Annotated in this window: 25 protein-coding genes, 1 pseudogene and 1 riboswitch; of the genes and pseudogenes, 22 read left to right on the forward strand and 4 right to left on the reverse strand. The window is 43.0% G+C overall.

The annotated features are described in order from the left end of the window. Nucleotides 1–11 precede the first annotated feature (11 nt). Nucleotides 12–563, forward strand: a complete 552-nt coding sequence (gene sdbB, locus D8797_RS06345) for a thiol-disulfide oxidoreductase-associated lipoprotein SdbB (protein WP_125379708.1) — start codon at nt 12–14, stop codon at nt 561–563. A 50-nt stretch (nt 564–613) separates the two neighbouring features. Here the strand turns inward: sdbB and D8797_RS06350 are convergent, their stop codons facing one another. Genes D8797_RS06350 through D8797_RS06360 form a run of 3 tightly spaced genes read right to left on the reverse strand, consistent with a single transcriptional unit; the run spans nt 614 to nt 3,426 of the window. Beyond that, complete coding sequence (locus D8797_RS06350; RefSeq protein ID WP_125379709.1) at nt 614–1,846, reverse strand: NAD(P)H-dependent oxidoreductase; 1,233 nt, start codon at nt 1,844–1,846, stop codon at nt 614–616. A gap of 22 nt (nt 1,847–1,868) precedes the next feature. After that, entirely contained in the window at nt 1,869–2,477 is a 609-nt protein-coding gene (locus D8797_RS06355; RefSeq protein ID WP_005589803.1) for an NADPH-dependent FMN reductase, read from the reverse strand. 19 nt (nt 2,478–2,496) lie between these two features. Then, a complete protein-coding gene (locus tag D8797_RS06360) occupies nt 2,497–3,426 on the reverse strand; it encodes an FAD:protein FMN transferase (RefSeq protein WP_312023864.1) in 930 nt (309 codons plus the stop codon). A 229-nt stretch (nt 3,427–3,655) separates the two neighbouring features. Between D8797_RS06360 and nox the strand changes: the two genes are divergently transcribed. The 12 genes from nox to D8797_RS06425 all read left to right on the forward strand — a co-directional run bounded on the left by nox (nt 3,656) and on the right by D8797_RS06425 (nt 17,341). After that, nucleotides 3,656–5,035 (forward strand): H2O-forming NADH oxidase, encoded by a 1,380-nt coding sequence (gene nox / locus D8797_RS06365; protein WP_000036764.1) that lies wholly within the window; start codon nt 3,656–3,658, stop codon nt 5,033–5,035. A 203-nt stretch (nt 5,036–5,238) separates the two neighbouring features. Continuing rightward, nucleotides 5,239–6,057: a PrsW family intramembrane metalloprotease gene (locus tag D8797_RS06370; RefSeq protein ID WP_125379711.1), complete on the forward strand. Its 819-nt coding sequence runs from the start codon at nt 5,239–5,241 to the stop codon at nt 6,055–6,057. A 183-nt stretch (nt 6,058–6,240) separates the two neighbouring features. Then, nucleotides 6,241–7,794, forward strand: coding sequence for a H(+)/Cl(-) exchange transporter ClcA (locus tag D8797_RS06375; protein ID WP_125379770.1), 1,554 nt, complete (start codon nt 6,241–6,243; stop codon nt 7,792–7,794). A gap of 126 nt (nt 7,795–7,920) precedes the next feature. Next, a complete protein-coding gene (gene efeO, locus D8797_RS06380) occupies nt 7,921–8,793 on the forward strand; it encodes an iron uptake system protein EfeO (protein ID WP_125379712.1) in 873 nt (290 codons plus the stop codon). Between the two features lie 4 nt (nt 8,794–8,797). Continuing rightward, entirely contained in the window at nt 8,798–10,006 is a 1,209-nt protein-coding gene (gene efeB, locus D8797_RS06385; RefSeq protein ID WP_125379713.1) for an iron uptake transporter deferrochelatase/peroxidase subunit, read from the forward strand. Continuing rightward, nucleotides 9,984–11,681 carry an FTR1 family iron permease gene (locus tag D8797_RS06390; protein ID WP_125379714.1) on the forward strand — a complete coding sequence of 566 codons (1,698 nt, stop codon included), beginning with the start codon at nt 9,984–9,986 and terminating at the stop codon, nt 11,679–11,681. The genes efeB and D8797_RS06390 overlap by 23 nt, the downstream gene beginning before the upstream one ends. Then, the gene (gene tatC, locus D8797_RS06395) at nt 11,674–12,381 is read left to right on the forward strand and encodes a twin-arginine translocase subunit TatC (protein ID WP_125379715.1); all 708 of its coding nucleotides are present in this window, start codon (nt 11,674–11,676) and stop codon (nt 12,379–12,381) included. Before D8797_RS06390 ends, tatC begins: the two co-directional genes overlap by 8 nt. Next, the gene (locus tag D8797_RS06400; protein ID WP_045496898.1) at nt 12,381–12,566 is read left to right on the forward strand and encodes a twin-arginine translocase TatA/TatE family subunit; all 186 of its coding nucleotides are present in this window, start codon (nt 12,381–12,383) and stop codon (nt 12,564–12,566) included. The genes tatC and D8797_RS06400 overlap by 1 nt, the downstream gene beginning before the upstream one ends. Before the next feature lie 170 nt (nt 12,567–12,736). Continuing rightward, the gene (gene guaC, locus D8797_RS06405) at nt 12,737–13,720 is read left to right on the forward strand and encodes a GMP reductase (protein WP_037586165.1); all 984 of its coding nucleotides are present in this window, start codon (nt 12,737–12,739) and stop codon (nt 13,718–13,720) included. Beyond that, nucleotides 13,715–13,812, forward strand: a riboswitch (purine riboswitch). It overlaps the preceding gene by 6 nt. A gap of 101 nt (nt 13,813–13,913) precedes the next feature. Then, nucleotides 13,914–14,495 (forward strand): xanthine phosphoribosyltransferase, encoded by a 582-nt coding sequence (locus tag D8797_RS06410; protein WP_125379716.1) that lies wholly within the window; start codon nt 13,914–13,916, stop codon nt 14,493–14,495. Nucleotide 14,496: 1 nt separating this feature from the next. Further along, entirely contained in the window at nt 14,497–15,762 is a 1,266-nt protein-coding gene (locus D8797_RS06415; RefSeq protein WP_125379717.1) for a nucleobase:cation symporter-2 family protein, read from the forward strand. A gap of 238 nt (nt 15,763–16,000) precedes the next feature. Further along, on the forward strand, nt 16,001–17,341 hold the full coding sequence (locus D8797_RS06425; RefSeq protein ID WP_125379718.1) for an MATE family efflux transporter: 1,341 nt from the start codon (nt 16,001–16,003) through the stop codon (nt 17,339–17,341). Nucleotides 17,342–17,394: 53 nt separating this feature from the next. Here the strand turns inward: D8797_RS06425 and D8797_RS06430 are convergent. Next, a pseudogene (locus D8797_RS06430) lies at nt 17,395–17,586 on the reverse strand (4-oxalocrotonate tautomerase); the annotation flags it as partial. Nucleotides 17,587–17,743: 157 nt separating this feature from the next. Between D8797_RS06430 and D8797_RS06435 the strand changes: the two are divergent. The 9 genes from D8797_RS06435 to dnaX all read left to right on the forward strand — a co-directional run bounded on the left by D8797_RS06435 (nt 17,744) and on the right by dnaX (nt 26,114). Continuing rightward, nucleotides 17,744–18,316, forward strand: a complete 573-nt coding sequence (locus D8797_RS06435) for a thymidine kinase (RefSeq protein WP_048764258.1) — start codon at nt 17,744–17,746, stop codon at nt 18,314–18,316. Nucleotides 18,317–18,351: 35 nt separating this feature from the next. Beyond that, the gene (prfA, locus tag D8797_RS06440; protein ID WP_125371734.1) at nt 18,352–19,431 is read left to right on the forward strand and encodes a peptide chain release factor 1; all 1,080 of its coding nucleotides are present in this window, start codon (nt 18,352–18,354) and stop codon (nt 19,429–19,431) included. Further along, a complete protein-coding gene (gene prmC / locus D8797_RS06445; protein WP_125379719.1) occupies nt 19,431–20,261 on the forward strand; it encodes a peptide chain release factor N(5)-glutamine methyltransferase in 831 nt (276 codons plus the stop codon). The genes prfA and prmC overlap by 1 nt, the downstream gene beginning before the upstream one ends. Further along, complete coding sequence (locus tag D8797_RS06450; RefSeq protein WP_125379720.1) at nt 20,254–20,844, forward strand: L-threonylcarbamoyladenylate synthase; 591 nt, start codon at nt 20,254–20,256, stop codon at nt 20,842–20,844. Before prmC ends, D8797_RS06450 begins: the two co-directional genes overlap by 8 nt. A 47-nt stretch (nt 20,845–20,891) precedes the next feature. Then, on the forward strand, nt 20,892–22,154 hold the full coding sequence (gene glyA, locus D8797_RS06455; protein WP_125379721.1) for a serine hydroxymethyltransferase: 1,263 nt from the start codon (nt 20,892–20,894) through the stop codon (nt 22,152–22,154). A 1-nt stretch (nt 22,155) separates the two neighbouring features. Continuing rightward, nucleotides 22,156–23,130 carry a nucleoid-associated protein gene (locus D8797_RS06460; RefSeq protein WP_125379722.1) on the forward strand — a complete coding sequence of 325 codons (975 nt, stop codon included), beginning with the start codon at nt 22,156–22,158 and terminating at the stop codon, nt 23,128–23,130. After that, a complete protein-coding gene (locus D8797_RS06465; RefSeq protein ID WP_125379723.1) occupies nt 23,130–23,732 on the forward strand; it encodes a lysozyme family protein in 603 nt (200 codons plus the stop codon). Before D8797_RS06460 ends, D8797_RS06465 begins: the two co-directional genes overlap by 1 nt. Before the next feature lie 220 nt (nt 23,733–23,952). Next, nucleotides 23,953–24,450, forward strand: coding sequence for a free L-methionine (R)-S-oxide reductase MsrC (gene msrC, locus D8797_RS06470; RefSeq protein WP_125379724.1), 498 nt, complete (start codon nt 23,953–23,955; stop codon nt 24,448–24,450). Further along, nucleotides 24,450–26,114 carry a DNA polymerase III subunit gamma/tau gene (gene dnaX, locus D8797_RS06475; protein ID WP_125379725.1) on the forward strand — a complete coding sequence of 555 codons (1,665 nt, stop codon included), beginning with the start codon at nt 24,450–24,452 and terminating at the stop codon, nt 26,112–26,114. The genes msrC and dnaX overlap by 1 nt, the downstream gene beginning before the upstream one ends. Nucleotides 26,115–26,125: the final 11 nt, after the last annotated feature.

The raw sequence follows: 26,125 nt of genomic DNA on the forward strand, positions 1-26,125 counted from the left end.
AGGAGAAAAAGATGAAAAGAATTCTTTCGCTCGTTGTTGCTTCGATAGCTTTTCTGACACTATCAGCTTGTTCATCTGACGAAAAGGGGATGGATAGTCAAAGCCAGTCCAGTACAAGTGTCCAATCGCTGGTTGCAGTTGGCCAGGAGGCACCGGACTTTACTCTTCAGTCGATGGATGGAAAAACTGTCAAGCTTTCTGATTACCGTGGAAAAAAAGTCTATCTGAAGTTCTGGGCTTCTTGGTGCGGACCTTGTAAGCGAAGCATGCCAGAATTGGTCGAGTTAGCTGGTAAAAAGGACCGTGATTTTGAAATATTGTCTATTGTAGCACCGGGTCTCCAAGGAGAGAAGTCTGTTGAGGACTTCCCAAAATGGTATCAAGAACAAGGATATAAGGATGTGCCCGTTCTATTTGACACGTCTGGTGCAATCTTCCAAGCCTATCAGGTTCGCAGTATTCCAACTGAAATCCTCATTGATAGCCAAGGAAAAATTGGGAAGATTCAATTTGGAGCAATCAGCAACGAAGAAGCAGAAAAGGCCTTCAAGGAGATGAAATAAAATAAAAAAAAGAATGGATGTGAAAATCCATTCTTTTCATTTTTTTCTGATTAAGCACTAGCGCCAGATGTTGCATCGGTATCTCCACCGCCGTGACCACCGCCAGTATCTGAAGCACCAGAAGTGGCATCGGCTGCTGCAGCTGCAGGAGCAAAAGGACCACTTCCTCCAACCAAGCGTTGACCAGTTGTTTTTAGATACCAATCTAGCCAAGGCTGGAAGTTGAAGACGATTTCGTTGATACCAGCGTAGGATCCGTCAGGATAGTACATTGCTTGGTAGTTATGGGTATTGATAACACCTGCTGGTGAGCCCGGCACGATTGTACGAACGTACTCTTGATCACCATTACGAAGAACACCAACTACCCATTCTACGTTCTTCATGCGGGCAGCAGGAAGAGAGTTGTGTAGAGTTGAGAGACGGCCACCTGATTGGGATGGTACACGTTTGGCAAACATAGTGTCTGGATCTTGATGAGCGTTGTTATAGTAAAGGAACTGGTTGTTATCATCAGCATAAGTCAATTCAAACGGCATAGCCTTTAAGAACATGTCGATTTGGTTAACAGTCAGGATACCATGGTCAAGCTTGACATAGGTATCGCCAGAAACAGCACCAACAGCTTTTGCAGCTTTTTCTACCCATTCTGGATCGTCAGGGTCAACTTCTGTGATGGTTGTTGCGATTGGGTTCGTGACATCTAAGTCTTCAGGAGCAATTGGTTTAGGTTTTTTCAATTTTGAGACTACCTCAACATATTTAACAAAGTTATCTAAGCAAGATTCAAGGAATTTAACAGTTCCTTCGTTTGTGATGTTGCCTTCATTATCAAAAGCTTCTTTCGCTTTACCAAGAAGGAATTCATTTCCTGGTAAAGTATAAGCATTGACACCTGGAGCATCCAAGATCTTACGCAAATGTACTTGGGCACGAGACGTTCCTTGGTCGTAGTAGGAAGCTCCCACAATCATGACAGGCTTGCTTTCAAATGGGTGAACCTCATAAGAGAGCCATTCGAGGACGCTCTTGAGAGCTGCTGTAATGGTGTGGTTGTGCTCAGGAGTGGCAATGATGACACCATCAGCGCGCGTGATGCGGTTGTACAAAAGGCGCAGCTGGAAGGATTCGTCCCATTTTTCATCTTGATTAAAGAGTGGAACTTCATCAATTTCCAAAACTTCTAATTCAAATTTCAGTTTAAATTGTTTTCTGATGAATTCTAGTAATTTACGGTTGTATGATTGGTCTGCATTTGAGCCGACAAGTCCAACAAATTTCATGTGATTCTTTCCCTTCTAGTTCTTACAATTTTTCCCAGTCAAAGTTTTCAGCTTCTTGATGAAGAAGTGCTTGGGCACTTGATAACTTTTCTGTAATTTTAACAAACAAACGGAAGTCATCAAAAAGAGCGTCCAATTTTTGAATGGTTTCGAGGTCAATCAAGTCTCCATTTTTATCAAAGGCTTGAAGTGAGTGAGAAAGTAGGAACTCAGAACCTGGCATAACAGAAGCCTTGAGTTCTGGTGAATCCAAAATTTGACGGAGTTGTAGTTGGGCGCGAGATGAACCCAGAGTTCCATAAGAGGCTCCTGTAATCATCACTGGTTTACCAAGTAATGGATAAATACCGTAAGACAACCAAGCCAAGGCACTCATAAGAACAGCAGGAATAGAGTGGTCATATTCAGGCGTTCCGATGATAACACCATCAGCGGCTTCAATTTTCGCAGCGATTTCTTTAACGATCTCTGGAACTTGCATATCAGACGGTTTGTTGAAAATAGGAATATCTTTGATTTCAATCAACTCAATTTCTGCTTTATCAGCGAAATGCTTTTGCATGTACTGAAGGAGTTGGCGGTTGGTTGATTTCTTTGAGTTTGTACCAACTAGACCGATAAATTTTAACATAGTAGGTTCCTTTCTGGATTTAGGATAAGATTTCTGGGCTGAGACCAGATGAATAAAAAATTTGATGATTTTCTGTAATAACGAAGGCTTCGATTCCATTTTCTTGTTCGACTTTCTCTAAGATGGAAGTAGGGCTCTCCCCGAATAAACGGGTCGTCCATATTTCACCATCGACGGACTTTGATGAAACAATCGTGAGACTAGCTAGTTGATTGTCGATTGGGTAGCCTGTGGTACGGTCAAAAATATGATGATAAACCCTGCCATCTACCTGCAGTTTTCTTTCATATATTCCTGAAGTCACGACAGACTGATTCTGAACTGACAGAAGAGCTAGGTTGTTTCCACGTGGCAAGATTGGATTTTGAATGCCAATCCGCCAGCAACGATTATTTTTTTCATTTAGACCGATGGTTAAGATATTTCCACCAAGATTGATGAGGGCAGAAGCAACGCCTTGACTCCGTAAGAAAGCAGCGATTTTATCTGCAATATAACCTTTTGCAAGGGCGCCTAAGTCGATTTTCATGCCTTCCATTGTCAGAAAAACACTGGAGGCAATTGCATCTAACTCGATACACTCAGGGTCAGTAAGTGACAGCGCTTGCTTGATTTCTTTTGGACTGGGAACTTTCGCATCTGCAAAGCCAATTCGCCAAGTTTGAATCAAGGGTCCCAAGGTAATATTGAGATGACTGTCCGGAGCGAGACTATGTTTTTTTCCCAACTCAATCAACTCAAACAAATCAGGATGAACGCAAACGGCATGTTTACCGGCAGCGTGATTGATTTGCATGAGCTCAGAGCTGTCATCATTTGCACTAAAGCGCTTTTCATACAATCTTAGGAGAGAAAATACCTGGTCTAAAAGACTGTCGGCATTTTCATGGAGAATCGAAATAGTGATAGTCGATCCCATTAAATGGATGGATCTAGAAATAAGATCCACTTTTATCACAACCTTCCCTATTAAATTTCTTAATCTTCTCTATTAGTATAACAGAAAGATACCGTTTTCACAATTGTAAATATATAATATTTTCAGAAAAACTGAAATTTTTTGTTTAAAATAAAAGTTATTTGCCAAATTTTAAAAAATTCTGAGCATATATCTTGTAAACGCTAACAGATACATGGTATACTAGTTTGGTAAATTAAATTTAAAGGTGGATTATTCTATGAGTAAAATCGTTGTAGTTGGTGCTAACCACGCTGGTACAGCTTGTATTAATACGATGTTGGACAACTTTGGTCATGAAAATGAAATTGTGGTATTTGACCAAAACTCAAATATTTCATTCCTTGGTTGTGGAATGGCGCTTTGGATCGGTGAGCAGATCGATGGCCCAGAAGGTCTCTTCTATTCTGATAAAGAAAAATTGGAAGCTAAAGGCGCTAAAGTTTACATGAACTCACCAGTTCTTTCAATTGACTACGATAACAAAGTTGTGACTGCAGAAGTTGAAGGTAAAGAACACAAAGAGTCTTATGATAAATTGATCTTTGCAACTGGTTCAACTCCAATCTTGCCTCCAATCGAAGGCGTTGAAATCGTTAAGGGGAACCGCGAATTTAAAGCGACTCTTGAAAATGTCCAATTCGTTAAATTGTACCAAAATGCTGAAGAAGTTATTGAAAAACTTGAGGACAAGAGCAAACACCTTGAACGCATTGCCGTTGTTGGTGGTGGTTACATCGGTGTAGAACTTGCCGAAGCCTTCGAGCGTCTTGGAAAAGAAGTGGTGCTTGTGGATATCGTAGACACTGTTTTGAACGGCTACTACGACAAAGACTTCACTCAAATGATGGCGAAGAACTTGGAAGACCACAACATCCGCTTGGCACTTGGTCAAACAGTTAAAGCAATCCAAGGTGATGGTAAAGTTGAACGCTTGGTAACAGACAAAGAAACATTTGATGTGGATATGGTGGTTCTTGCAGTTGGTTTCCGTCCAAACACAGCTCTTGCGGATGGTAAGATTGAACTCTTCCGCAACGGTGCCTTCCTTGTAGACAAGAAACAAGAAACTTCTATTCCAGGTGTCTACGCTGTTGGAGACTGTGCGACTGTTTATGACAATGCACGTAAAGACACAAGCTACATCGCCCTTGCATCTAACGCTGTACGTACTGGTATCGTGGGTGCTTACAACGCTTGTGGTCATGAGTTGGAAGGAATCGGTGTTCAAGGATCAAATGGTATTTCTATCTACGGTCTTCACATGGTTTCAACTGGTTTGACTCTTGAAAAAGCAAAAGCAGCTGGCTACAACGCTACTGAAACTGGCTTTAACGATCTTCAAAAACCAGAATTTATCAAACACGACAACCACGAAGTTGCCATCAAGATTGTCTTTGATAAAGACAGCCGTGAAATCCTTGGTGCGCAAATGGTGTCTCGTGATTCTGCAATTAGCATGGGAATCCACATGTTCTCACTTGCTATCCAAGAGCATGTAACAATTGACAAGTTGGCTTTGACAGACCTATTCTTCCTGCCACACTTCAATAAACCATACAACTACATCACAATGGCTGCACTTACAGCTGAAAAATAATCAATCAATAGTCCCGATGAGGGACTTTTTTGTTACTTGTTTTATCAAGTTGAATTGTCAATACAATACAGAACGAGGCATATATATTATATGTTTATCAACTCGTACAATAATTAATAATCATTCTAATGAGTCTTAAAATTAGTTCTATTTTAGATTTTTTTGTTATACTAAGATGAAAATAAAATTTTAGAAAGTTACTTATGAAGAAAAATATTGTTCTTTTCATTTTTCTCCTTCTGAGCGCGATTGGCTTGGAATACGAGACGCAAGCTTATACTACTGGCAGTATGTCAGGTACTGGTTATGGAATTGTCGGACTGTCAGCCCTTTTAGCCCTGCTCTATATCATTCCAGCTCTACTTTTGATTCGCGGCTTGGGTAAAAAATGGCAGACGCCTGCACTTAGCCTTGGGATTGCTCTGCTAGGTGGTCTATTCATTTCTGGTTGGACGTCTGGATTAGCCAATACTTATATCCACGAGTGGGTTAGCACGAGCTTCCCAAATACAGTGATTAGTTATCTGGAGAATGCCCTCGCAGCTCCGCTGGTTGAAGAGCCACTTAAGCTTTTGGCGGTTGCTTTCGCTGTCTATCTAGTCCCAGTTAAAAAACTTAAAGGCTTTTTACTGTTGGGAATTACAGCTGGCATAGGTTTTCAGATTAGTGAGGACTTTTCTTATATCCTTTCCGACCTACCTGAAGGATTTTCCTTCACTATCTCTGGTATTTTAGGTCGTATCACTGGTGGGGTAGCTTCTCACTGGCTTTACACTGCTTTGACCACTATCGGATTAGCTCTGATGTTCCGATTTGCTAAGACTCAAAAGGTCTACTTTAAAGCTGGTCTATTTTACTTCTTATCAGCTTTTGTTCTCCACTTCTTCTGGAACTCTCCATTGACTTCTATTGAAACGGATATCCCAGTTATCGTTCCTGCTATGACTGCTGTAGCTGTCTTCATTTTCTACCAAGCTTATCGAACAGCTCACAAGATTGATCGAGAAGATTTGTCAATCTAAACACGAAACGACCTTCAAGGTCGTTTTTTTGATGTTTAAACTGCATTTTTGGCATTCTTTTAAATCTGATAAAGTTGATGTTAAAAAATTTATGTCCAAAAGCAAAATGTTCATGGCTATCGCCTTGTTTCTTGCCCACATGTTGTGCTAAAATGTTGCTATAAGATCTTTTGGAGAGAAATGATGATCAAACAAAAAGAACAGATTTCTGATACGAGAAAAGAATTTAATTTTATTTCCAGCTCCATCATTTCCCAAGTATCTAGAGGGATTCTGGTGGGCATTTTTGCTGGACTAGTAGTGGGAGCATTTCGTTTTTTGATTGAGAAAAGTTTTCACTTGATTCAGGCGGCTTATGTGAGGGGCAGGAGTGAGTGGTTTTGGCTAGTAGCCTTGCTTTTCTTGTATGCTTTTATTGTCTTTGTAAATGCTAGATTGGTAGCTACAGACAAGGATATAAAGGGTTCAGGGATTCCACAAGTTGAGGCCGAGTTGAAAGGCTTGATGTCACTTTCTTGGTGGAGCATTCTCTGGAAAAAATTCTTAGTTGGTATTTTAGCAATTTCCAGTGGCTTGCTGCTGGGGCGTGAGGGACCGAGTATTCAGCTAGGAGCGATGAGTGGAAAAGGTATCTCCAAGTGGCTGAACTTGAGTCCGGTAGAGGAGCGGACCTTGATTGCTAGTGGTGCAGCTGCGGGCTTGGCCGCGGCTTTTAATGCGCCAATTGCAGGTTTGCTCTTTGTTGTTGAGGAAGTGTACCATCATTTTTCCCGCTTCTTTTGGGTTTCAACCTTGGCTGCAAGTTTGGTGGCAAATTTTATTTCACTGTCTATATTTGGCCTGACTCCTGTTTTGGATATGCCGGATAATATTCCTTTCATGGGGCTGAATCAGTACTGGATCTATATCTTGATGGGCCTGTTTTTAGGATTGGCAGGTTTTCTCTATGAAAAAGCAGTCCTTAATATTCATCTAGTTTATGAAGCCCTAGGCAAATTTTTTAGATTACCAAAAGCTTACTATCCGATTTTTGCCTTTGTCTTAATCGTTCCGATTGGCTATTTTCTGCCTCATTTACTGGGCGGCGGGAACCAGCTGATTTTGTCTCTGACGAGTGCTCATTACACAGTTGGAACCTTGCTTCTCTTTTTCTTACTCCGTTTTGTATGGAGTATGATTAGTTATGGTAGCGGACTTCCAGGTGGTATTTTCCTGCCCATTCTGGCTTTGGGTTCTTTACTAGGCGCAGCAATTGGAGCCCTTTGTGTAGAGGCTGGCTTTATCACGCAGGAACAATTTCCAATCTTTATCATCTTGGGAATGAGTGGGTATTTTGGTGCTATTTCCAAAGCTCCGCTGACAGCTATGATTCTCGTGACAGAGATGGTGGGAGATATTCGAAATCTTATGCCACTGGGCTTGGTCACTCTGATGGCCTATATTGCTATGGATCTGCTAAAGGGAGCGCCTGTCTATGAAGCCATGCTTGAAAAAATGCTGCCAGATCGGATTGAAGATGACGGAGAGACAACCTTGATTGAAATTCCTGTTTCAGAAAAGATCGCAGGTCGGCAGGTGCATGAATTGGAGCTACCGCATGGCGTTTTAATCACCATGAATATCCATAAGGGCAAGACCCAGACGGTCAATGGAGTCAGTCGTCTCTACCTAGGAGATACGATTTATGTAGTCGTTAAGAAGTCAGAAATTGGCAAAATTAAGGATATCTTGCTTTGAAATGCTCATTTTATGCTCAGAAAGGAAAGTTTTATTATAATTATCTGACAATTTATTGAAATATGAGAAATAAATTGTTATAATTTATATGAATTCGCCCCTTTTAGGGAAAATAAAGGAGTCAAGATGAAAAAACTTGGAATTGTCTTATTGTCAACAGCTATTTTACTGACTGGCTGTGCTGCTAATCAAAAATCGAATACAAGTGCCAGCAGTTCGGAAGCTAAAACAAGTCTATCGTCCTCTGACCAGAAAGCTTTGGATAAGGCAACAACAGAGTATAAGGCTTTTGTGCAGAAAGAAATCGACCAATTACTGACGGATACGGAGAAATTCAGAGATACGCTCAAAGAAGGCAAGCTTGATGAAGCCAAGAAAATGTATCCGCTAATTCGCATGAGCTACGAGCGTTCAGAGCCGATTGCCGAAAGCTTTGGAGAGTCTGATGTGAAGATTGACTTTCGCTTAGCTGACTATGTGGATGAAAACAAGACCGAAGAAGGCTGGTCAGGCTTCCACCGGATTGAAAAAATTCTGTGGGAAACTAATACAACGACTGGTACAGAGAAATATGCAGACCAGTTGGTCAATGATATCAAAGAATTAAAGGCTAAAATCGCGACTGTTGAGGTTACGCCAGATATCATGCTGACTGGTGCAGTTGATCTCCTTAACGAAGTGGCGACCAGCAAGATTACTGGTGAAGAAGAAATCTTTTCACATACGGATTTGTATGATTTTCGTGCCAATATTCAAGGGGCAGAAAAGATTTTCGAACTCTTTAAACCTTTGATTGAGAAGAAAGATGAAAAACTGGTAAAAAGTATAGAAACTGAGTTCAAGAATGTTAATAGTTTGTTAGACAAGCACATGACTGATTCTAAGAATTATAAACTTTATACCGAATTGAGCAAGGAAGATACTAAAGAGCTAGGAGAAGCTGTCACAAAACTGGGCGAGCCTCTCTCTCAAATGGGTATCATCCTAGATGGGAAGTAAGAAGATGACCAAGGACGAAAAATGGTTTAATAAAAAAATGGATCGTCGGGAATTTCTTAAAAAAGCAGGGATTGGAGGCGCAGGCTTAGCACTTGGTGTCTCCAGTGCATCTGCTTTTTTCGCTAATCAAGCGAAGGAAGACAAAAAACTGGCTGACGGTGAAGAAGAAATCAGTTTTTACGGTGAGCATCAAGCTGGTATCACAACAGCCATGCAAAAGAATATCTATTTTGTCATTCTGGACTTGCATACGACGGATAAAGAGACCGTTATCCAGATGTTCAAGGACTGGACCGCTTACAGTGAAAAGTTGGTCAATGGGGAGCTAGTCAAAAAAGATGGTTCTAATTCCCTCTTGCCACCTACGGATACTGGAGAAACAGTCGGGCTCAACCCTTATCGACTGACCTTGACCTTTGGCATCTCCGCCTCTTTCCTCAAAAAAATGGACTTGGAGAATAAAAAGCCCAAGGAATTTCGCGACCTGCCTCCTTTCCCTAAGGAACAACTAAAAGAGAAATATACTGGTGGGGATATTGTCATTCAAGCTTGCGCAGATGACGAGCAGGTGGCTTTTCATGCCGTTCGCAATCTGGTTCGTAAAGCGCGAAATGCTGTTACCATGAAATGGAGTCAGGCTGGCTTTGCTGCCATTGGCGATCGTATGTCTACTCCCCGCAATCTATTTGGTTTTAAAGATGGCACAGCCAATGTCACCAAGGAGAAAGATTTTGATAAGGTGGTTTGGTGTGATAGCAAGGACTGGATGAAGGGTGGCTCCTACATGGCTGTCCGTCGGATTCAGATGTTTCTTGAGACTTGGGATCGGACCAATCTGCAAGAGCAAGAAAATACCTTTGGGCGTTATAAGGAGAGCGGAGCGCCCTTTGGTAAGAAGAATGAATTTGATGAGGTAGACTTGGACTTGCTTCCAGTTGATGCACATGTACGGCTGGCCAAAGAAGTCGACAAGCCTCTCTATCGTCGTTCCTATTCTTATTCGGATGGTATTGACGAAACAACCGGTCAATTTGATACAGGCCTCCTCTTTATCTCTTTCCAAAAGGATCCTGACAGCTTTATCAAAGTGCAGACCAATCTTGGAGCACAGGATAAGATGAATGAATATGTCACCCATGTGGGCAGTGGCTTGTTTGCTTGCTTCGGCGGTGTCAAAGAAGGAGAATATCTTGGTCAGAAATTATTTGAATAAGATCCTGTTTTTACTTTTGGCGCTCGTACTCCTAGCTCAGCCTGTATCGGCTGAGGATTCTTATAGTAGTCTCTTTATCAAGATTACGGATGCCAGTACCGCCGTTCAAAAGGGCGACCAAGCCAGTGCCAAAGAGTTGCTGAAAGAAATCCAGACTGAATTTGCGGCTTTAAGCAACCATGACTCAGCTGCAGGGAAAGAAGTCAGCAAGGCATTGACTATCTCAGGCGATGTGACAGAGGATAAGCTGACCAAGGTTTCAGCTTCTCTTTTGGCTTTTGAAAAGGAGCAGAATCCTGTTGATCTTGAGGCGGAAAAAAACAAGCTGGTTAATAAATTAGAATCAAAATTTCAAGCTCTTCAGGCAGCGATTAAGAGCAAAGATCTTGAAAAGATTCGTGAAGCCTATAAAAAAATGAATTCGACCTGGACCGCCAATGAAGGAGTGGTGCGGGATCATAGTACGGCTCATTATGGTAAGGTGGAAACTGCTATTTCATTTTTACGGAGTGCTATTGAGACGGAGCCAACGGATTTTGAAGCTATTCAAACTTCCTATGATGACCTGACGGCAGCGATTGATAGCTTTGTCAAGGGAGAGGAAGCGTCTGCTAGCAGTGAAAATCTTACACTGGCAGATGGTATTGGCCTGCTAAAAAAAGCTCTGCTTGCTTTCCAAAAAGGAGACGAAAAGCAGGGCAAGGCTGCGATGAAGAAATTTATCACGATTTGGCCAAGCGTTGAAGGAGATGTCAGCACTAAAAATCCCTCCCTCTATACCAAAGTAGAAAGCCAGTCGCCTGTCATCATGGTGAAAGGCAAGGACAAGGAGTATCAAGACCAGCTCGAGTCCTTGATTAGTGAGCTAGAACAGATTGACACCAGCGGATCTTATACTTTCTTTGATGCCATGCTGATTTTGTTGCGTGAGGGTGTTGAGGCTCTCTTGATTGTGATGGCACTTGTCACGACGCTTAAGGCCTCCAAGATGAAAAAAGGCCTCAAATGGGTCTATACTGGTGCTGGTTTGGGCGTACTAGCCAGTACGGCCATTGCCATTTTGCTGCAAACTCTTTTTCCAGCCGTTGCCTCTGGCTCCAATCGTGAAATTATTGAGGGAGCAGTGGGGATTTTTGCGGTTGTTATGATGATTTTGGTCGGCATTTGGCTCCACAGTAAGTCCTCCGTCAAGAAATGGAATGACTTCATGGAAAGTCAGATGCAGGCAGTGACAGCTAGTGGTAGTTTTATTTCCATGTTTGCCCTGAGCTTTCTCGCTGTCTTCCGTGAAGGAGCAGAAACCATCTTGTTCTATGCAGGAATTTTACCGCGCATTACTGCTCTAGATTTCTTTTTAGGACTGGGACTTGCTATTTTGGTTTTAGTCTTGCTCGCAATTCTAATGACTAAGGCCAGCAGTTTGATTCGGCCTCATCGGATTTTCTTTGGTCTGACCTGGCTGATCTATGCCTTGGCCTTTAAGATGTTAGGTGTCAGCATTCATGCCCTGCAATTAACTGCTATTTTTCCTAGTCACTTGCTGTCTCATCTTCCAACCATTGATTGGCTGGGAATTTATCCGAGCCTAGAAGTAGTACTAAGTCAAGCCATCTTTCTTGTCGTTGTCCTTTATGTGACCTTTAGAAATCGGCAAAAGGAGCGAGCAGATGCCTAATAAGGAACAGACTGTTGTTGAGCATTTGACGGAATTTAGATGGCGCTTCCTTGTTGTCTTAATCTGGTTCGGTTTGATTTTTCTGGTCAGTCTACTTTTTGCAGCGGATATTTACAAATGGTTGACCGCTTCTTTTGAGCAGAAGCTGATTGTATTGGGACCAGACGACATCCTTTGGATTTATATTAGCTTGGCTAGTCTTGTGGCTCTCTCATTGACCCTGCCTTTTATGGTCTATCAGCTTTGGGAATTTATCCGCCCTGCTCTGAGAAATAGTGAGGCCAAGGCAATTTTTGCTTACATACCAGCTACATTTCTCAGCTTTATCTTGGGCTTGGCCTTTGGTTTTTACTTTATCAGCCCTGCTATTTTGCAAGTTTTGCTCTCTTTAGGTGATGGTTTATTTGCTGTCCAGATGACAGCGCAGAACTATCTGTCCTTTCTATTTCACACGACCATTCCGATTGCTTGTTTGTTTGAATTGCCTATCATTGTGGCCTTTCTCACATCAATCGGTTTGCTCAAACCGCAATTTTTGATAAAATATAGACGCTATGCCTATTTCGTTTTATTGGTATTAGCAGTTGTCTTGACGCCGGCTGATTTCATCAGTGACCTGTCAATGACAGTGCCGCTGATTTTGCTGTATGAAGTTAGTATCCTATTGAGTAAAATGATTGAGAAAAGGAGAACATCGTAATGGGAATTTTAAAAGACATCGGACTACCAGGGCTTATCGTTATCGTCCTAGGTGCCTTACTGATTTTTGGGCCAAAACGTCTGCCAGAGCTAGGGCAGTCTATTGGAAAAATGTTTTCAGAGTTTAAAAAGGCAGTCGATGGAGGAGCAGAAGACTCCAACTCAGAAAAAGATAAGAAAGATTAAAACACGGACGACCGTGTTTTTCTTAATTTCCGAACGTTATCAATAATATATTTGAAATATTTTACAAAACCTGTACCTTGTGATATACTTTTTCTGGAAACGTCTGGATAGATGTAGCGATGCTGAAGAGCATAGGTAGGTCATTTTTAAGTATTGATAAGGAGTTTTCCATGCTCAATGATTTTCAGGTTTTTGACTATGAAGATATTCAACTAATTCCAGCGAAATGTATTGTGAAAAGTCGCTCAGAGGCTGACACTAGCGTGAAATTCGGTAAACATACGTTTCGGATGCCAGTCGTTCCGTCCAATATGCAGACGATTATTGACGAATCTGTCGCTGAAGAGCTTGCTCGAGGAGGCTATTTTTACATTATGCACCGTTTCGACGAGGAGGGTCGCAAACCATTCGTCAAACGAATGCATGAGCAAGGCCTGATTGCATCGATCTCAGTCGGTGTAAAAGACTATGAATATGACTTCGTTAGCAGCCTCAAAGATGATGCGCCTGAATACATTACCATTGATATTGCGCATGGGCACTCAGACAGTGTGATTCAAATGATCCAACACATCAAGAAAGAATTGCCAGAGACCTTTGTCATTGCTGGAAATGTCGGAACTCCAGAAGCTGTGCGGGAGTTGGAAAATGCTGGCGCGGATGCAACTAAAGTCGGCATTGGTCCAGGCAAGGTTTGTATTACCAAAGTCAAGACAGGTTTTGGTACAGGCGGCTGGCAGTTATCTGCTCTTCGTTGGTGCTCAAAGGTTGCCCGCAAGCCTATTATTGCGGACGGAGGGATTCGGACGCACGGTGATATTGCCAAATCAATCCGTTTCGGAGCCAGCATGGTTATGATTGGTTCGCTCTTTGCAGGCCACATTGAAAGCCCTGGTGAAACCATCGAGGTAGATGGTGATAAGTTTAAAGAATACTATGGTTCTGCATCCGAGTATCAAAAAGGTGCTTATAAAAACGTCGAAGGCAAGAAGATTTTGCTGCCAGCTAAGGGCCACTTGCAAGATACATTAACTGAAATGGAGCAGGATTTGCAGAGTTCCATTTCCTATGCGGGGGGGCGTGATTTGCATAGCCTGACTCGCGTGGACTATGTCATCGTAAAAAACTCCATCTGGAATGGAGATGCTCATTAATTAAATAGAATAACTTATTTATCTTGCTAATGATTGGGGCAAGGTCTCTACAAGATGCCAAACATCTAACAATAAGTGAGTCTAATGACTTTCTGATACTTTTAGTGTCAGGCTATTTGTCATTAAAAGAAAGGACTTGCTTATCGTGGTAGGTCCTTTCATCATTGAACCAAGATATGTTAAGAGGAGATACATGAAAAAATTAGAAGAGAGAATTCTGCAAGACGGCAACGTTTTGGGAGAAAATATTCTCAAAGTTGACTCTTTCCTGACCCATCAGGTTGATTTTTCGCTTATGAAAGAAATCGGACAAGTATTTGCCGAGCATTTCAGGGATGCAGGCATTACAAAAGTTGTGACGATTGAGGCTTCAGGGATTGTACCGGCTGTCTATACGGCGGAAGCCTTGGGTGTTCCAATGATTTTTGCTAAAAAGTCTAAGAACATCACCATGACTGAAGGAATTTTAACGGCGGAAGTATATTCCTTTACCAAGCAGGTCACTTCGACTGTCTCCATCGCTAGTAAGTTTTTGGAGTCAAGTGACAAGGTTCTGGTCGTTGATGATTTCTTGGCAAATGGTCAGGCAGCTAAAGGCCTGATTAAAATCATTGAAGAAGCTGGTGCTGAGGTGGTAGCCGTTGGAATCGTGATTGAGAAATCTTTCCAAGATGGTCGAAGCTTGCTAGAAGCTCAAGGCCAAACAGTTCTTTCCTTGGCTCGAATTGACAGATTTGAAAATGGAAAAGTTGTATTTAGAGAGGCAGATCTATAAGATGAACTATAATGAAGAAAAACATTCACAGGCAGCCATTTTAGGGTTGCAGCATTTGTTGGCTATGTATTCAGGCTCCATTCTTGTACCGATTATGATTGCTGGGGCTTTAGGATACTCGGCCGAGCAGCTGACCTATCTGATTTCGACTGATATATTTATGTGTGGTGTTGCCACTCTCTTGCAACTCCAGCTAAATAAATATTTTGGTATCGGTCTGCCAGTCGTGCTGGGCGTGGCCTTCCAGTCCGTTGCTCCCTTGATTATCATTGGGCAGAGCCATGGTAGTGGCGCCATGTTTGGTGCCTTGATTGCATCAGGGATTTATGTTGTTCTGATCGCTAGGATTTTCTCAAAAATCGCTAATCTGTTTCCATCTGTTGTGACTGGTTCGGTTATTACGACCATTGGGTTGACCTTGATTCCAGTAGCCATTGGCAATATGGGAAATAATGTAGACAAGCCAACCGCCCAAAGTCTGATTCTAGCAGCTGTGACGGTGCTGATTATTCTTTTGATTAACATTTTTACCAAAGGTTTTATCAAATCCATCTCTATTTTGATTGGGTTGATTGTCGGTACGGGCATTGCTGGAGCCATGGGCTTGGTGGATTTGACGCCCGTTGCACAGGCTCCGCTGGTCCATGTGCCAACCCCTTTCTATTTTGGAGCACCAAAGTTTGAATTTTCTTCTATCGTAATGATGTGTATCATTGCAACGGTTTCTCTAGTGGAGTCAACAGGGGTGTACTTGGCACTTTCTGACATTACCAAAGATAAAATTGACAGCACCCGCTTACGAAATGGTTATCGAGCAGAAGGACTTGCGGTCCTGCTGGGTGGTGTCTTCAATACTTTCCCTTACACAGGATTTTCACAAAATGTTGGCTTGGTCAAATTATCCGGTATCAAGACGCGGTTGCCTATTTATTATGCCGCTGGTTTCCTGATTCTCCTTGGTCTTTTGCCAAAATTCGGAGCCTTGGCGCAGATTATCCCAAGTCCAGTTCTTGGTGGTGCCATGCTAGTTATGTTTGGTTTTGTGTCCGTTCAGGGGATGCAAATCTTAGCGCGTGTTGACTTTGAGCACAGTGAGCATAATTTCCTCATTGCAGCGATTTCTATTTCAGCAGGTGTCGGACTCAATGGTAGCAGCCTTTTCAACAGCTTACCGACCAGCCTTCAGATGTTCTTCTCAAATGGAATTGTCATGGCTAGTCTGATTGCCATTGTCCTAAACGCCATCTTAAATCGCAAAAATAAATAAGAAAGAGAGTGGGACAGAAATCGGTAATTCGTTAAAATTCGATTTCGTCGTCCCACCTCCGCACAGTTGAGTAGGGCTGTAAAAGCTGATGAAATCAGCGTAGTAGAGCCCACTCAACCACTGCGTCTTGCTCGACAATCCAAAGACAATTGAGAGGTTAGGACTTTTGTCCCAGCCTCTTTTGACTATTGAGCTGGCTTGTAGTATAGTTAAAGAAGATTAAAAAAAGGACTTCAACATGTATCAGACTTATCATTTGAAACAACGCCTAAGCTTGTTTGTCTCAATTTTTCTTCCCATCTTGATTTATCAGCTGGCAAATTTCTCGGCTTCCTTTGTTGACACGACCATGACGGGCCAATACGATACCTTGCATCTGGCAGGTGTCTCTATGGCGACCAGTCTGTGGGGTTCATTTTTCTCTTTTCTAACAGGGATTGTGTCTGCTTTGGTTCCGATCATCGGTCATCATTTAGGACAGGGGAAAGATGAAAAAATTGCATCAGATTTTTATCAGTTCATCTATCTTTCTTTGGCTCTATCGCTGATTTTATTTGCGCTGGTATTTTTAGGTGCTCCTTTGGTTTTGCAGCGTCTAGGCTTAGATTCTTTGGTAAAAGATGTGGCCCAGCATTATCTTCTCTACTTGTCCATTGGTATCATTCCCTTCTTGCTCTTTAGTGTTATTCGCTCTCTCTTAGATGCTTTGGGGCTGACTCGACTTTCTATGTATTTGATGCTCCTGCTATTACCCTTGAATGCCAGCTTTAATTATGTGTTGATTTATGGAGCTTTTGGCTTTCCAGAAATGGGCGGAGCTGGTGCGGGACTGGGCACTTCTTTGGCTTATTGGGTTTTATTAGTCATATCACTATTATTGGCCATCAAACATCCTAAAGTCCGCCAATACCAACTCTGGAAAATTCGTTCCTTGAACAAAGCTGGTTTGGCTGAAGGTTTTCGCTTAGGCTTGCCAATAGGAGGGACAGTCTTTGCCGAAGTTGTCATCTTTTCAATCGTCGGACTAGTGATGTCAAAATTTTCTTCTTTGATTATTGCTAGCCATCAGGCTGCCATGAATTTTTCAAACTTAATGTACGCTTTCCCTATGAGTATTTCCACAGCTATGGCCATTATCGTCTCTTATGAGCTGGGAGCTGAAAGACTTGACGATGTGAAAAAATATTGCACTTTGGGGAGAATTGTAGCATCTGGGTTTGCGGTCTTTACTTTGATTTTTCTCTATATTTCCCGAGATAAGGTTGCCAGTCTCTATGGCTCAGATCCGGATTTCATACGTCTGACCTCAATCTTTCTGACCTTTAGCCTCTTTTTCCAATTGGCTGATACGATTGCCGCTCCTTTGCAGGGAATTTTGCGAGGCTACAAGGACACTCAAGCACCATTTTACTTGGGCTTGTTAGCTTACTGGGGTGTTTCCTTGCCTCTGGGCTTGTTTTTAGATCAGGCTACGGATTTGGGACCTTATGGCTATTGGATTGGACTGATTGCGAGTTTGGTTGTGAGTGCAATCCTCTACCAACTGCGATTGAATTATATCCAAAAGAAGCGACGCTGAGCGTTTTCATCATAAAATTAAAAGGCTGAGTTATTATCTCAGCCTTTTTGATTTTATTTTGTTCGCATTTCACCTTGAGGGAAGTAAGTGCCTTCTGGCATGTCGTTGATGATGACATGGACAGCAGACTGAGGTGCGCCAGTATTTCTGACAACGGCTTCGGTGACTTCCTTAGCCAAAGCTTTCTTTTGTTCCAAGCTGCGGCCTTCAAATAAATCAATTCTTACAAATGGCATATGATTTCTCCTTTTCTTTTGATAATCTTATTTTATCACAAATTAGGTTTTAAAGAATAGTGAATTGTGGTAAAATAATAGGAAGTACGGTCGGTCTTTTCAGCCGAGTCTATGGATAAAGCTGAAAGTCCTAGAAAGACAATACTTAGAGAGAATGTAAGAATAAATGGCTCAGTTATATTATAAATATGGCACAATGAATTCGGGCAAGACCATTGAAATTTTGAAAGTGGCCCACAACTACGAAGAGCAGGGGAAGAGCGTGGTTATCATGACCTCGGCTGTCGATACACGTGATGGCTTTGGTGTCGTTTCTAGTCGTATCGGCATGAAACGAAATGCCATAGCTATTGAAGACCAGACGGATATTTTTGGCTATATCCAGCAGCTTCCTGAAAAGCCTTACTGTGTTTTGATTGATGAGGCTCAGTTTCTGAAACGCCATCATGTCTATGATTTGGCTAGGGTGGTGGATGAGCTAGATGTTCCAGTCATGGCTTTTGGTCTGAAAAATGACTTTCGTAATGAACTCTTTGAAGGCTCCAAGCACCTCTTGCTCTTGGCTGATAAGATTGACGAAATCAAAACCATTTGCCAATATTGTTCAAAAAAAGCAACCATGGTTTTGCGGACGGATAACGGGAAACCTGTCTATGATGGCGAACAGATCAAAATCGGTGGCCATGAGACCTATATTTCTGTTTGCCGCAAGCATTATTTCAATCCACCCATTAAGTAGAATGAATTAGAAAATCAAGGAGATAGATTACAAAGATGAATATTTATGACCAGTTACGGGCAGTGGAAGACCGCTATGAAGAGCTTGGAGAATTACTTAGTGACCCAGATGTGGTCTCAGACACCAAGCGTTTCATGGAGCTTTCAAAAGAAGAGGCTTCTACTCGTGATACAGTGACAGCTTATCGTGAGTATAAAAAAGTCCTGCAAAACATCACAGACGCTGAAGAAATGATAAAAGACGCTTCTGGTGATGCTGATTTGGAAGAAATGGCCAAGCAAGAGCTCAAAGATGCCAAGGCTGAAAAAGAAGCATACGAAGAAAAGCTCAAAATCTTGCTCCTTCCAAAGGATCCAAACGATGATAAGAACATCATCCTTGAAATCCGTGGAGCCGCTGGTGGAGACGAAGCAGCCCTCTTCGCTGGTGATCTTCTAACTATGTACCAAAAGTATGCGGAAGCCCAAGGCTGGCGCTTTGAAGTCATGGAAGCCTCTATGAATGGTGTCGGTGGTTTCAAAGAAGTAGTGGCTATGGTTTCAGGGCAATCCGTTTACTCTAAACTTAAGTATGAATCTGGTGCCCATCGTGTACAACGTGTTCCTGTGACAGAAAGTCAAGGCCGTGTTCATACCTCAACAGCAACTGTCTTGGTTATGCCAGAAATCGAAGAAGTAGAATACGATATTGATCCAAAAGACCTTCGTGTGGACATCTACCACGCATCAGGTGCTGGTGGACAGAACGTCAACAAGGTTGCGACAGCCGTTCGTATTGTTCACTTGCCAACCAATATCAAGGTTGAGATGCAAGAAGAACGGACCCAACAGAAGAACCGTGAAAAGGCCATGAAGATTATCCGTGCGCGTGTGGCTGACCACTTTGCGCAGATTGCTCAGGATGAGCAAGACGCTGAACGTAAGTCAACGATTGGTACTGGTGACCGTTCAGAGCGGATCCGTACTTATAATTTCCCGCAAAACCGTGTCACAGACCACCGTATCGGCTTGACTCTTCAAAAGCTAGATACGATCTTGTCTGGTAAATTGGATGAAGTTGTAGATGCCTTGGTACTCTATGACCAAACGCAAAAACTAGAAGAGCTGAATAAATAATGACCCTAGCTCAATATTTAGCTGAGTTAGAGCAGGAGCTGGTAGCAGCGGGAGAAGAAGCAGAAAGCCTGTCTTTCGTTTATCGAGCTCTCAATGACCTCTCTTTTACCGACTTTGTTCTCAAGCTTCAGGCAGAGGTTAGTCAGGAAGATCGTGACCAGCTGAAAGCAATTCATGAGCAGCTGCTCGCTCATAAGCCAGCCCAGTATATCATTGGGAGCAGTGACTTTCACGGCTTGACTCTCAAGGTGGACGAGCGAGTTCTGATTCCAAGGCCTGAGACAGAGGAACTGGTGGAACTGATTTTGTCAGAAAATCTCGAAGGTTCTCTGTCTGTCTTGGATATCGGAACGGGTAGTGGGGCCATCGCTCTGGCACTGGCAAGCAGTCGTCCAGACTGGCAGATTACTGCTTCTGACCTCTCAGAAGATGCACTTGCCTTGGCGGCGGAAAACGCCCAATCCTGCGGACTTAACCTTACTTTTGTCCAATCCGATTGCATGGAAGCGTTTAGCGGGACATTTGACATCATCGTTTCCAATCCACCCTATATTTCAGAAGCTGATAAAGACGAAGTTGGACTTAACGTTCTGACCTCAGAGCCTCACATGGCCCTTTTTGCTGAGGAGGATGGCTATGCCGTCTATCGAAAAATAGCAGAGCAGGCAGGAGACTATCTGACAGAAAAAGGAAAAATCTATCTGGAAATTGGCTACAAGCAAGGAGCCGGCATCAGGGAGTTATTCAAAAAATCTTTTCCCAAAAAGCGAATCCGAGTTCTGAAAGATCAGTTTGGCAAGGATAGAATGGTGGCAGTGGACAATGGATAAGATTGAAAAGACTCTGGCAGCAGGCGGAGCGGTTGTCCTGCCGACGGAAACAGTTTATGGACTTTTTGCCCAAGCCTTGAACGAAGAGGCAGTTGAGCGAGTCTACGAATTAAAAAGAAGACCGCGCGACAAAGCTCTCAATCTCAATGTGGCTAGCCTGGAAGAAGTTTACCGTTTTTCTAAGAACCAGCCCAGCTATCTGGGAAAACTCTATCAAGCCTTTCTACCTGGGCCGCTGACTATTATCCTCCAAGCTAATGACCGAGTGCCATCTTGGATTAACTCCGGTATGGAAACCGTAGGATTTCGGATTCCTAAGCACCCTGTTACCCTTGACTTGATTCGCAAGTATGGACCCTTGATTGGTCCATCCGCCAATCTTTCTGGAAAAGCCAGTGGAACTGATTTCCAGCAGATTATGATGGATTTTCAAGAGCAAGTCTCAGGGGTAGAAGATGATGCTTCCTTGACTGGCCAGGATTCAACCATTCTGGACTTGTCTGGAGAAAAGGCACGTATTTTGCGCCAAGGAGCCATTACCCGCGAGGACATTCTCGCCCAAGTAAATGATATAACATTTTAACTATTAGGATCCTAGCGTCCTATTTTCTCAAAAAAAGGAGACACCTTATGATTTTTGACCAAGAAGACTACAAAGCATTTGACAAAGAACTCTGGGATGCCATTGCCAATGAGGAAGAGCGTCAGCAACATAATATCGAGCTGATCGCTTCAGAAAATGTCGTTTCTAAAGCTGTTATGGCGGCTCAAGGTTCTATTTTGACCAATAAATACGCTGAAGGCTACCCAGGTCGCCGTTATTATGGTGGAACAGACGTAGTGGATGTTGTGGAGAGCTTGGCTATTGAGCGCGCCAAGGAAATCTTTGGTGCCAAATTTGCCAATGTGCAACCTCACTCAGGCAGTCAGGCAAATTGCGCAGCTTATATGGCTTTGATTGAGCCGGGTGATACAGTTATGGGGATGGATTTGTCTGCTGGCGGTCACTTGACTCATGGGGCTTCAGTCAGCTTCTCTGGCCAAACCTACAATTTTGTATCCTATAGTGTTGATCCAGAAACAGAATTACTGGACTTTGATGCCATCCTCAAGCAAGCCAAAGAGGTTCAGCCTAAGCTGATTGTGGCAGGTGCTTCAGCCTATTCTCATATCATCGACTTTTCAAAATTCCGTGAAATTGCTGATGCGGTCGGCGCCAAGCTGATGGTCGATATGGCTCACATAGCTGGTTTGGTTGCTGCAGGTCTCCATCCAAGCCCTGTGCCTTATGCGGATATCACAACTACGACAACCCACAAGACCTTGCGCGGCCCTCGCGGTGGCTTGATTTTGACAAATGATGAAGACTTGGCTAAGAAAATCAACTCAGCTATCTTCCCAGGCATTCAAGGCGGACCATTGGAGCATATCATTGCAGCCAAAGCTGTAGCCTTTAAAGAAGTGCTAGATCCAGCTTTCAAGGTTTATGCCCAGCAGATTTTGGACAATGCCCAAGCTATGGCGCAAGTCTTCCGTCAGCATGATAAGTTCCGCGTGATTTCTGATGGTACTGAAAATCACCTTTTCTTGGTGGATGTTACTAAGGTTGTAGAAAATGGGAAAGTCGCTCAAAATCTCTTGGATGAAGTCAATATTACCCTTAATAAAAACTCCATCCCTTACGAGACTTTGTCACCATTTAAAACCAGCGGCATTCGTATCGGTACAGCAGCCATTGCAGCTCGAGGCTTCGGTGTAACAGAAAGTATCAAGGTAGCTGAGCTTATTATCAAGGCTCTGGAAAACGCTGAAAACGAAGCGGTGCTCAATCAAGTTCGGGCTGAAGTTCGTGAACTGACGGATGCTTTTCCGCTCTACGAAGGTTTGAACTAAGATGGACATTTACGTAAAAAAGGCCATCATTCATCAATTCAGTCCAGCTGATACCGAACTGCTGCTGTCGGATAAGTTTCTCAACATTACTCCAAAGATTGAGGAATACTTGCGTAAGAAAATCGAACGGGTCTATTCAGACGAGGCTAAAACAGGCATTTTCGAACCTGATAATGTCTTTTTAGCCCAGCTTTCAGACGACTTACTGGAAACATCCGTGACGGTGGTCAAGCTCTGGCAAGAGGAGTTTTCTGTCAGTGAAAACCAGAAAACCAACGATCTGATTTTCGTCCAGTTTGACAAGGAAGGCGTGGAGCATTTTGCTTTTCTGCGGATTGCCCTGCGGGAAACCTTGACCCACTTGGGTGGCGAGGTAGACAATCCTATCAAGCTGACGCAGAACAATCTGCCTGGCTTTGGTACGGGGGCGGACGAGGCTTTGGTCATCAATCTCCAGTCTCGCAAGTACCATCTGATTGAAAAGCGTATCAAGTACAATGGTGCCTTCCTCAACTATTTTTCGGATAATCTCTTGCAGGTTAGTCCTAAGATTTCACCAAAAAAATCCATCAAAACGCTGGAAAAAACGGCTCAAAAGATTGCCGAGAGCTTTAACACAGACGACTTTCAGTTCCAGTCTAAGGTTAAATCCAGCATTTTCAAAAATCTGGAGGAAAACGACGAATTGTCTCCTGAAAAGCTGGCAGACGAGCTGTTTGACAGCAATCTGACTGCCCGACTGACCTTTATCGACCAGGTCAAGGAAACCGTGCCAGAGCCAATCAAGTTTGATGAGATTGACAGCAGCCGTCAGAAGAAAAAGTTCGAAAATCAAAAATTATCCCTCTCTAATGGAATAGAGCTAATCGTTCCCAATAATGTCTATCAGGATGCTGAATCCGTGGAATTTATCCAGAATGATAACGGAACTTATTCTATTCTTATCAAAAATATCGAGGATATACAAAGTAAATAATGTTTAAATTTATCAGAAGATTGATTTTGGTCATCATTCTGGCTGCCATTGCGATAAAAGGCTATCAAGTCCATCGTGATGTTAAGCAGGTTATGACCTATCAAAACTTGGTTAGAGAAGTACTGGACGAGCAGGATACGGCGGCCAATGAAGAGCTAGTCCTAGCCATGATCTACACGGAAACCAAGGGAAGAAACAACGACCTCATGCAGTCTAGTGAGAGTGCAACAGGCGAAATCAATTCGATTACAGACAATAAAGAAAGTGTCCGGCAAGGGATTCAGACTTTATCGGATAATCTAGAGCTGGCCAGCGAGAAAAAGGTGGATGTCTGGACGGCAGTTCAGGCCTACAATTTTGGTCAGGCTTATATCGACTATGTTGCGCAAAATGGCGGCGAGAATACGCTCGAGCTTGCAAAAAAATACTCAAAAGAAGTGGTTGCTCCGAGTCTTGGCAATGTGACTGGAAAAACCTATTCATACTATAATGTACTTTCCATTTTTTACGGACCCAAGCTTTATATTAATGGTGGAAATTACTACTATTCGCGTCAGGTACGACTAAATATGTACCTTATCCGCTTTATGGGGTGGCTGTAAAAAGATGAGTTAAGCATGTTTAGTGTTTCTATAGCATCAGGGGTTGGGATGGATAATCTCAGCTTCTTATTTTTGAAGAAGGACTGATAAGGATTAGGTCTCTCTTTTGTAGTGGTTAGAATGAGAAGATATTTTACAACTTGAAGCTCGGACTAGAAAAGAAGCTAAAAAAATTTTATTTTTTCTCCTGTAGGACAGGCTTTTTGATATAATAGAAAGTATGAATAAAAGGGAAAAAATTTCAAATTATCAACTGTTGCTGGCTCAGCTAGAAGTCTTGCTGGATGGGGAGCCCAATGCTTTGGCCAATCTGTCGAATGCGAGCGCCCTGCTCAATCAAGCCCTTCCTCATTCGATTTTTACTGGTTTCTATCTTTTTGATGGGAAGGAGCTGATTTTGGGGCCTTTTCAGGGCGGTGTTTCCTGTGTCCATATTACGCTAGGCAAGGGTGTCTGTGGGGAATCTGCGGAGAAAGAACAGACGATTATCGTAGATGATGTGACCCAGCATGCCAACTATATCTCTTGTGATAGCCGGGCTAAGAGCGAGATTGTGGTGCCCATGGTAAAAGACGGTCGCCTTCTTGGAGTGTTGGATTTGGACTCGGCCTTGACGGGTGATTATGATAAGGTAGATCAGGAATATCTGGAAAAGTTTGTCCGGATTTTGCTTGAAAAGACAACTTGGAATTTTGAAATGTTTGGAGAAAAAGTCTAATGTATCAAGCTTTATATCGAAAGTACCGCAGTCAGACCTTTGGTCAGCTGGTTGGTCAGCAGGTGGTGGCCACCACTCTGCGTCAGGCTGTGGAGCAAGGGAAAATCAGTCACGCTTATCTTTTCTCTGGTCCACGTGGAACAGGAAAAACTAGTGTTGCCAAGATTTTTGCCAAGGCTATGAACTGTCCGAATCAAAAGGACGGCGAGCCCTGCAATGACTGCTATATTTGTCAGGCTATCACTGAGGGAAGCCTTGAAGACGTTATCGAAATTGACGCGGCTTCTAATAATGGTGTCGATGAGATTCGTGATATTCGAGACAAGTCCACCTATGCGCCCAGCTTAGCCAAGCACAAGGTCTATATCATTGACGAGGTTCACATGCTCTCGACTGGAGCCTTTAACGCCTTGCTCAAGACCTTGGAAGAGCCAACGGAAAATGTGGTTTTTATCCTAGCGACGACAGAGCTGCATAAGATTCCAGCGACCATTCTTTCGCGCGTCCAGCGTTTTGAGTTTAAGTCTATCAAGACGCAGGACATTATTGGTCATATTGAGTGGATTTTGGAGCAGGAAGGCATTGATTTTGAGCAAGAAGGTGTGCAGATTATTGCCCGTCGAGCTGAGGGCGGGATGCGAGATGCCTTGTCTATCCTCGACCAGGCTCTTAGCTTAACTCAGGAAAATCGTTTGACCACTGACATTGCCGAAGAAATCACTGGCTCTATCAGCTTAGGAGCCTTGGATGCCTATGTAGCTGCCTTGATTGCTCATGATGCGGTTGCAGCCTTGGATAATCTCAATCTGATTTTTGACAGTGGTAAAAATATGCCCCGCTTCGTGACGGACCTCCTGCAATATTTGCGTGACTTAATCATTGTCAAAACTGGTGGGGAAAATCATCATGCCAGCGAGCTCTTTCTGGAAAATCTCAAGACACCGCAGGAGACTCTTTTTGCCATGATTGAGATGGCGACTAAGAGTTTAGTAGACATCAAGAATAGCCTGCAACCTAAGATTTATACAGAAATGATGACCATTCGACTGGCTGAGGAAAAAGCAAGCTTAGATCAGATTCCTGACAACTTGGCAGAGGAACTGTCTAATCTCAAGCAGGAGATCCAGCAGCTCAAGCAGCAATTGGCCAACGTCGGCAGTCAGCCAGCTCCAGTAGCTAAGAAATCAGAGGCACGACCTCAGAAGGCTAAGACCTATCGAGTAGACCGCAATAAGGTCAATGCCATCTTGGAAGAGGCAGTGGAAAATCCTGACTTGGCTCGCAGCAATTTAACTAGGCTGCAAAATGCTTGGGGTGAAATCATCGAGAGTCTGGCAGGCGCGGACAAAGCTCTGCTCATTGGTTCGCAGCCAGTCGCGGCCAATGAAAACCATGCTATTTTGGCCTTTGAGTCTCATTTCAACGCTGAGCAGACTATGAAAAGAGAAAATCTCAATACCATGTTTGGGAATCTGCTCAGCAATGCTGCTGGCTTTTCACCAGATATTCTGGCTATTTCACTAGAGGATTGGACTCAAATTCGAGCAGAATTTTCAGCTAGAAGTCGTAGCAATAAAGCAGAAGTAGCTGAAAAGCAGGAAGAAAGTTTGATACCGGAAGGCTTTGATTTTCTAGCGGAAAAAATCACTGTTCAAGATGATTGAATTTAGATTTT

The sequence above is a fragment of the Streptococcus cristatus genome (assembly GCF_003944225.1).
GTDB classification, from domain to species: Bacteria; Bacillota; Bacilli; order Lactobacillales; family Streptococcaceae; genus Streptococcus; species Streptococcus cristatus_K.

Coding starts and splice junctions, on each gene's coding strand:
- sdbB (WP_125379708.1), top strand. CDS start 12: ATGAAAAGAATTCTTTCGCTCGTTGTTGCTTCGATAGCTTTTCTGACA.
- D8797_RS06350 (WP_125379709.1), bottom strand. CDS start 1,846: ATGAAATTTGTTGGACTTGTCGGCTCAAATGCAGACCAATCATACAAC.
- D8797_RS06355 (WP_005589803.1), bottom strand. CDS start 2,477: ATGTTAAAATTTATCGGTCTAGTTGGTACAAACTCAAAGAAATCAACC.
- nox (WP_000036764.1), top strand. CDS start 3,656: ATGAGTAAAATCGTTGTAGTTGGTGCTAACCACGCTGGTACAGCTTGT.
- D8797_RS06370 (WP_125379711.1), top strand. CDS start 5,239: ATGAAGAAAAATATTGTTCTTTTCATTTTTCTCCTTCTGAGCGCGATT.
- D8797_RS06375 (WP_125379770.1), top strand. CDS start 6,241: ATGATCAAACAAAAAGAACAGATTTCTGATACGAGAAAAGAATTTAAT.
- efeO (WP_125379712.1), top strand. CDS start 7,921: ATGAAAAAACTTGGAATTGTCTTATTGTCAACAGCTATTTTACTGACT.
- efeB (WP_125379713.1), top strand. CDS start 8,798: ATGACCAAGGACGAAAAATGGTTTAATAAAAAAATGGATCGTCGGGAA.
- tatC (WP_125379715.1), top strand. CDS start 11,674: ATGCCTAATAAGGAACAGACTGTTGTTGAGCATTTGACGGAATTTAGA.
- D8797_RS06400 (WP_045496898.1), top strand. CDS start 12,381: ATGGGAATTTTAAAAGACATCGGACTACCAGGGCTTATCGTTATCGTC.
- guaC (WP_037586165.1), top strand. CDS start 12,737: ATGCTCAATGATTTTCAGGTTTTTGACTATGAAGATATTCAACTAATT.
- D8797_RS06410 (WP_125379716.1), top strand. CDS start 13,914: ATGAAAAAATTAGAAGAGAGAATTCTGCAAGACGGCAACGTTTTGGGA.
- D8797_RS06415 (WP_125379717.1), top strand. CDS start 14,497: ATGAACTATAATGAAGAAAAACATTCACAGGCAGCCATTTTAGGGTTG.
- D8797_RS06425 (WP_125379718.1), top strand. CDS start 16,001: ATGTATCAGACTTATCATTTGAAACAACGCCTAAGCTTGTTTGTCTCA.
- D8797_RS06435 (WP_048764258.1), top strand. CDS start 17,744: ATGGCTCAGTTATATTATAAATATGGCACAATGAATTCGGGCAAGACC.
- prfA (WP_125371734.1), top strand. CDS start 18,352: ATGAATATTTATGACCAGTTACGGGCAGTGGAAGACCGCTATGAAGAG.
- prmC (WP_125379719.1), top strand. CDS start 19,431: ATGACCCTAGCTCAATATTTAGCTGAGTTAGAGCAGGAGCTGGTAGCA.
- D8797_RS06450 (WP_125379720.1), top strand. CDS start 20,254: ATGGATAAGATTGAAAAGACTCTGGCAGCAGGCGGAGCGGTTGTCCTG.
- glyA (WP_125379721.1), top strand. CDS start 20,892: ATGATTTTTGACCAAGAAGACTACAAAGCATTTGACAAAGAACTCTGG.
- D8797_RS06460 (WP_125379722.1), top strand. CDS start 22,156: ATGGACATTTACGTAAAAAAGGCCATCATTCATCAATTCAGTCCAGCT.
- D8797_RS06465 (WP_125379723.1), top strand. CDS start 23,130: ATGTTTAAATTTATCAGAAGATTGATTTTGGTCATCATTCTGGCTGCC.
- msrC (WP_125379724.1), top strand. CDS start 23,953: ATGAATAAAAGGGAAAAAATTTCAAATTATCAACTGTTGCTGGCTCAG.
- dnaX (WP_125379725.1), top strand. CDS start 24,450: ATGTATCAAGCTTTATATCGAAAGTACCGCAGTCAGACCTTTGGTCAG.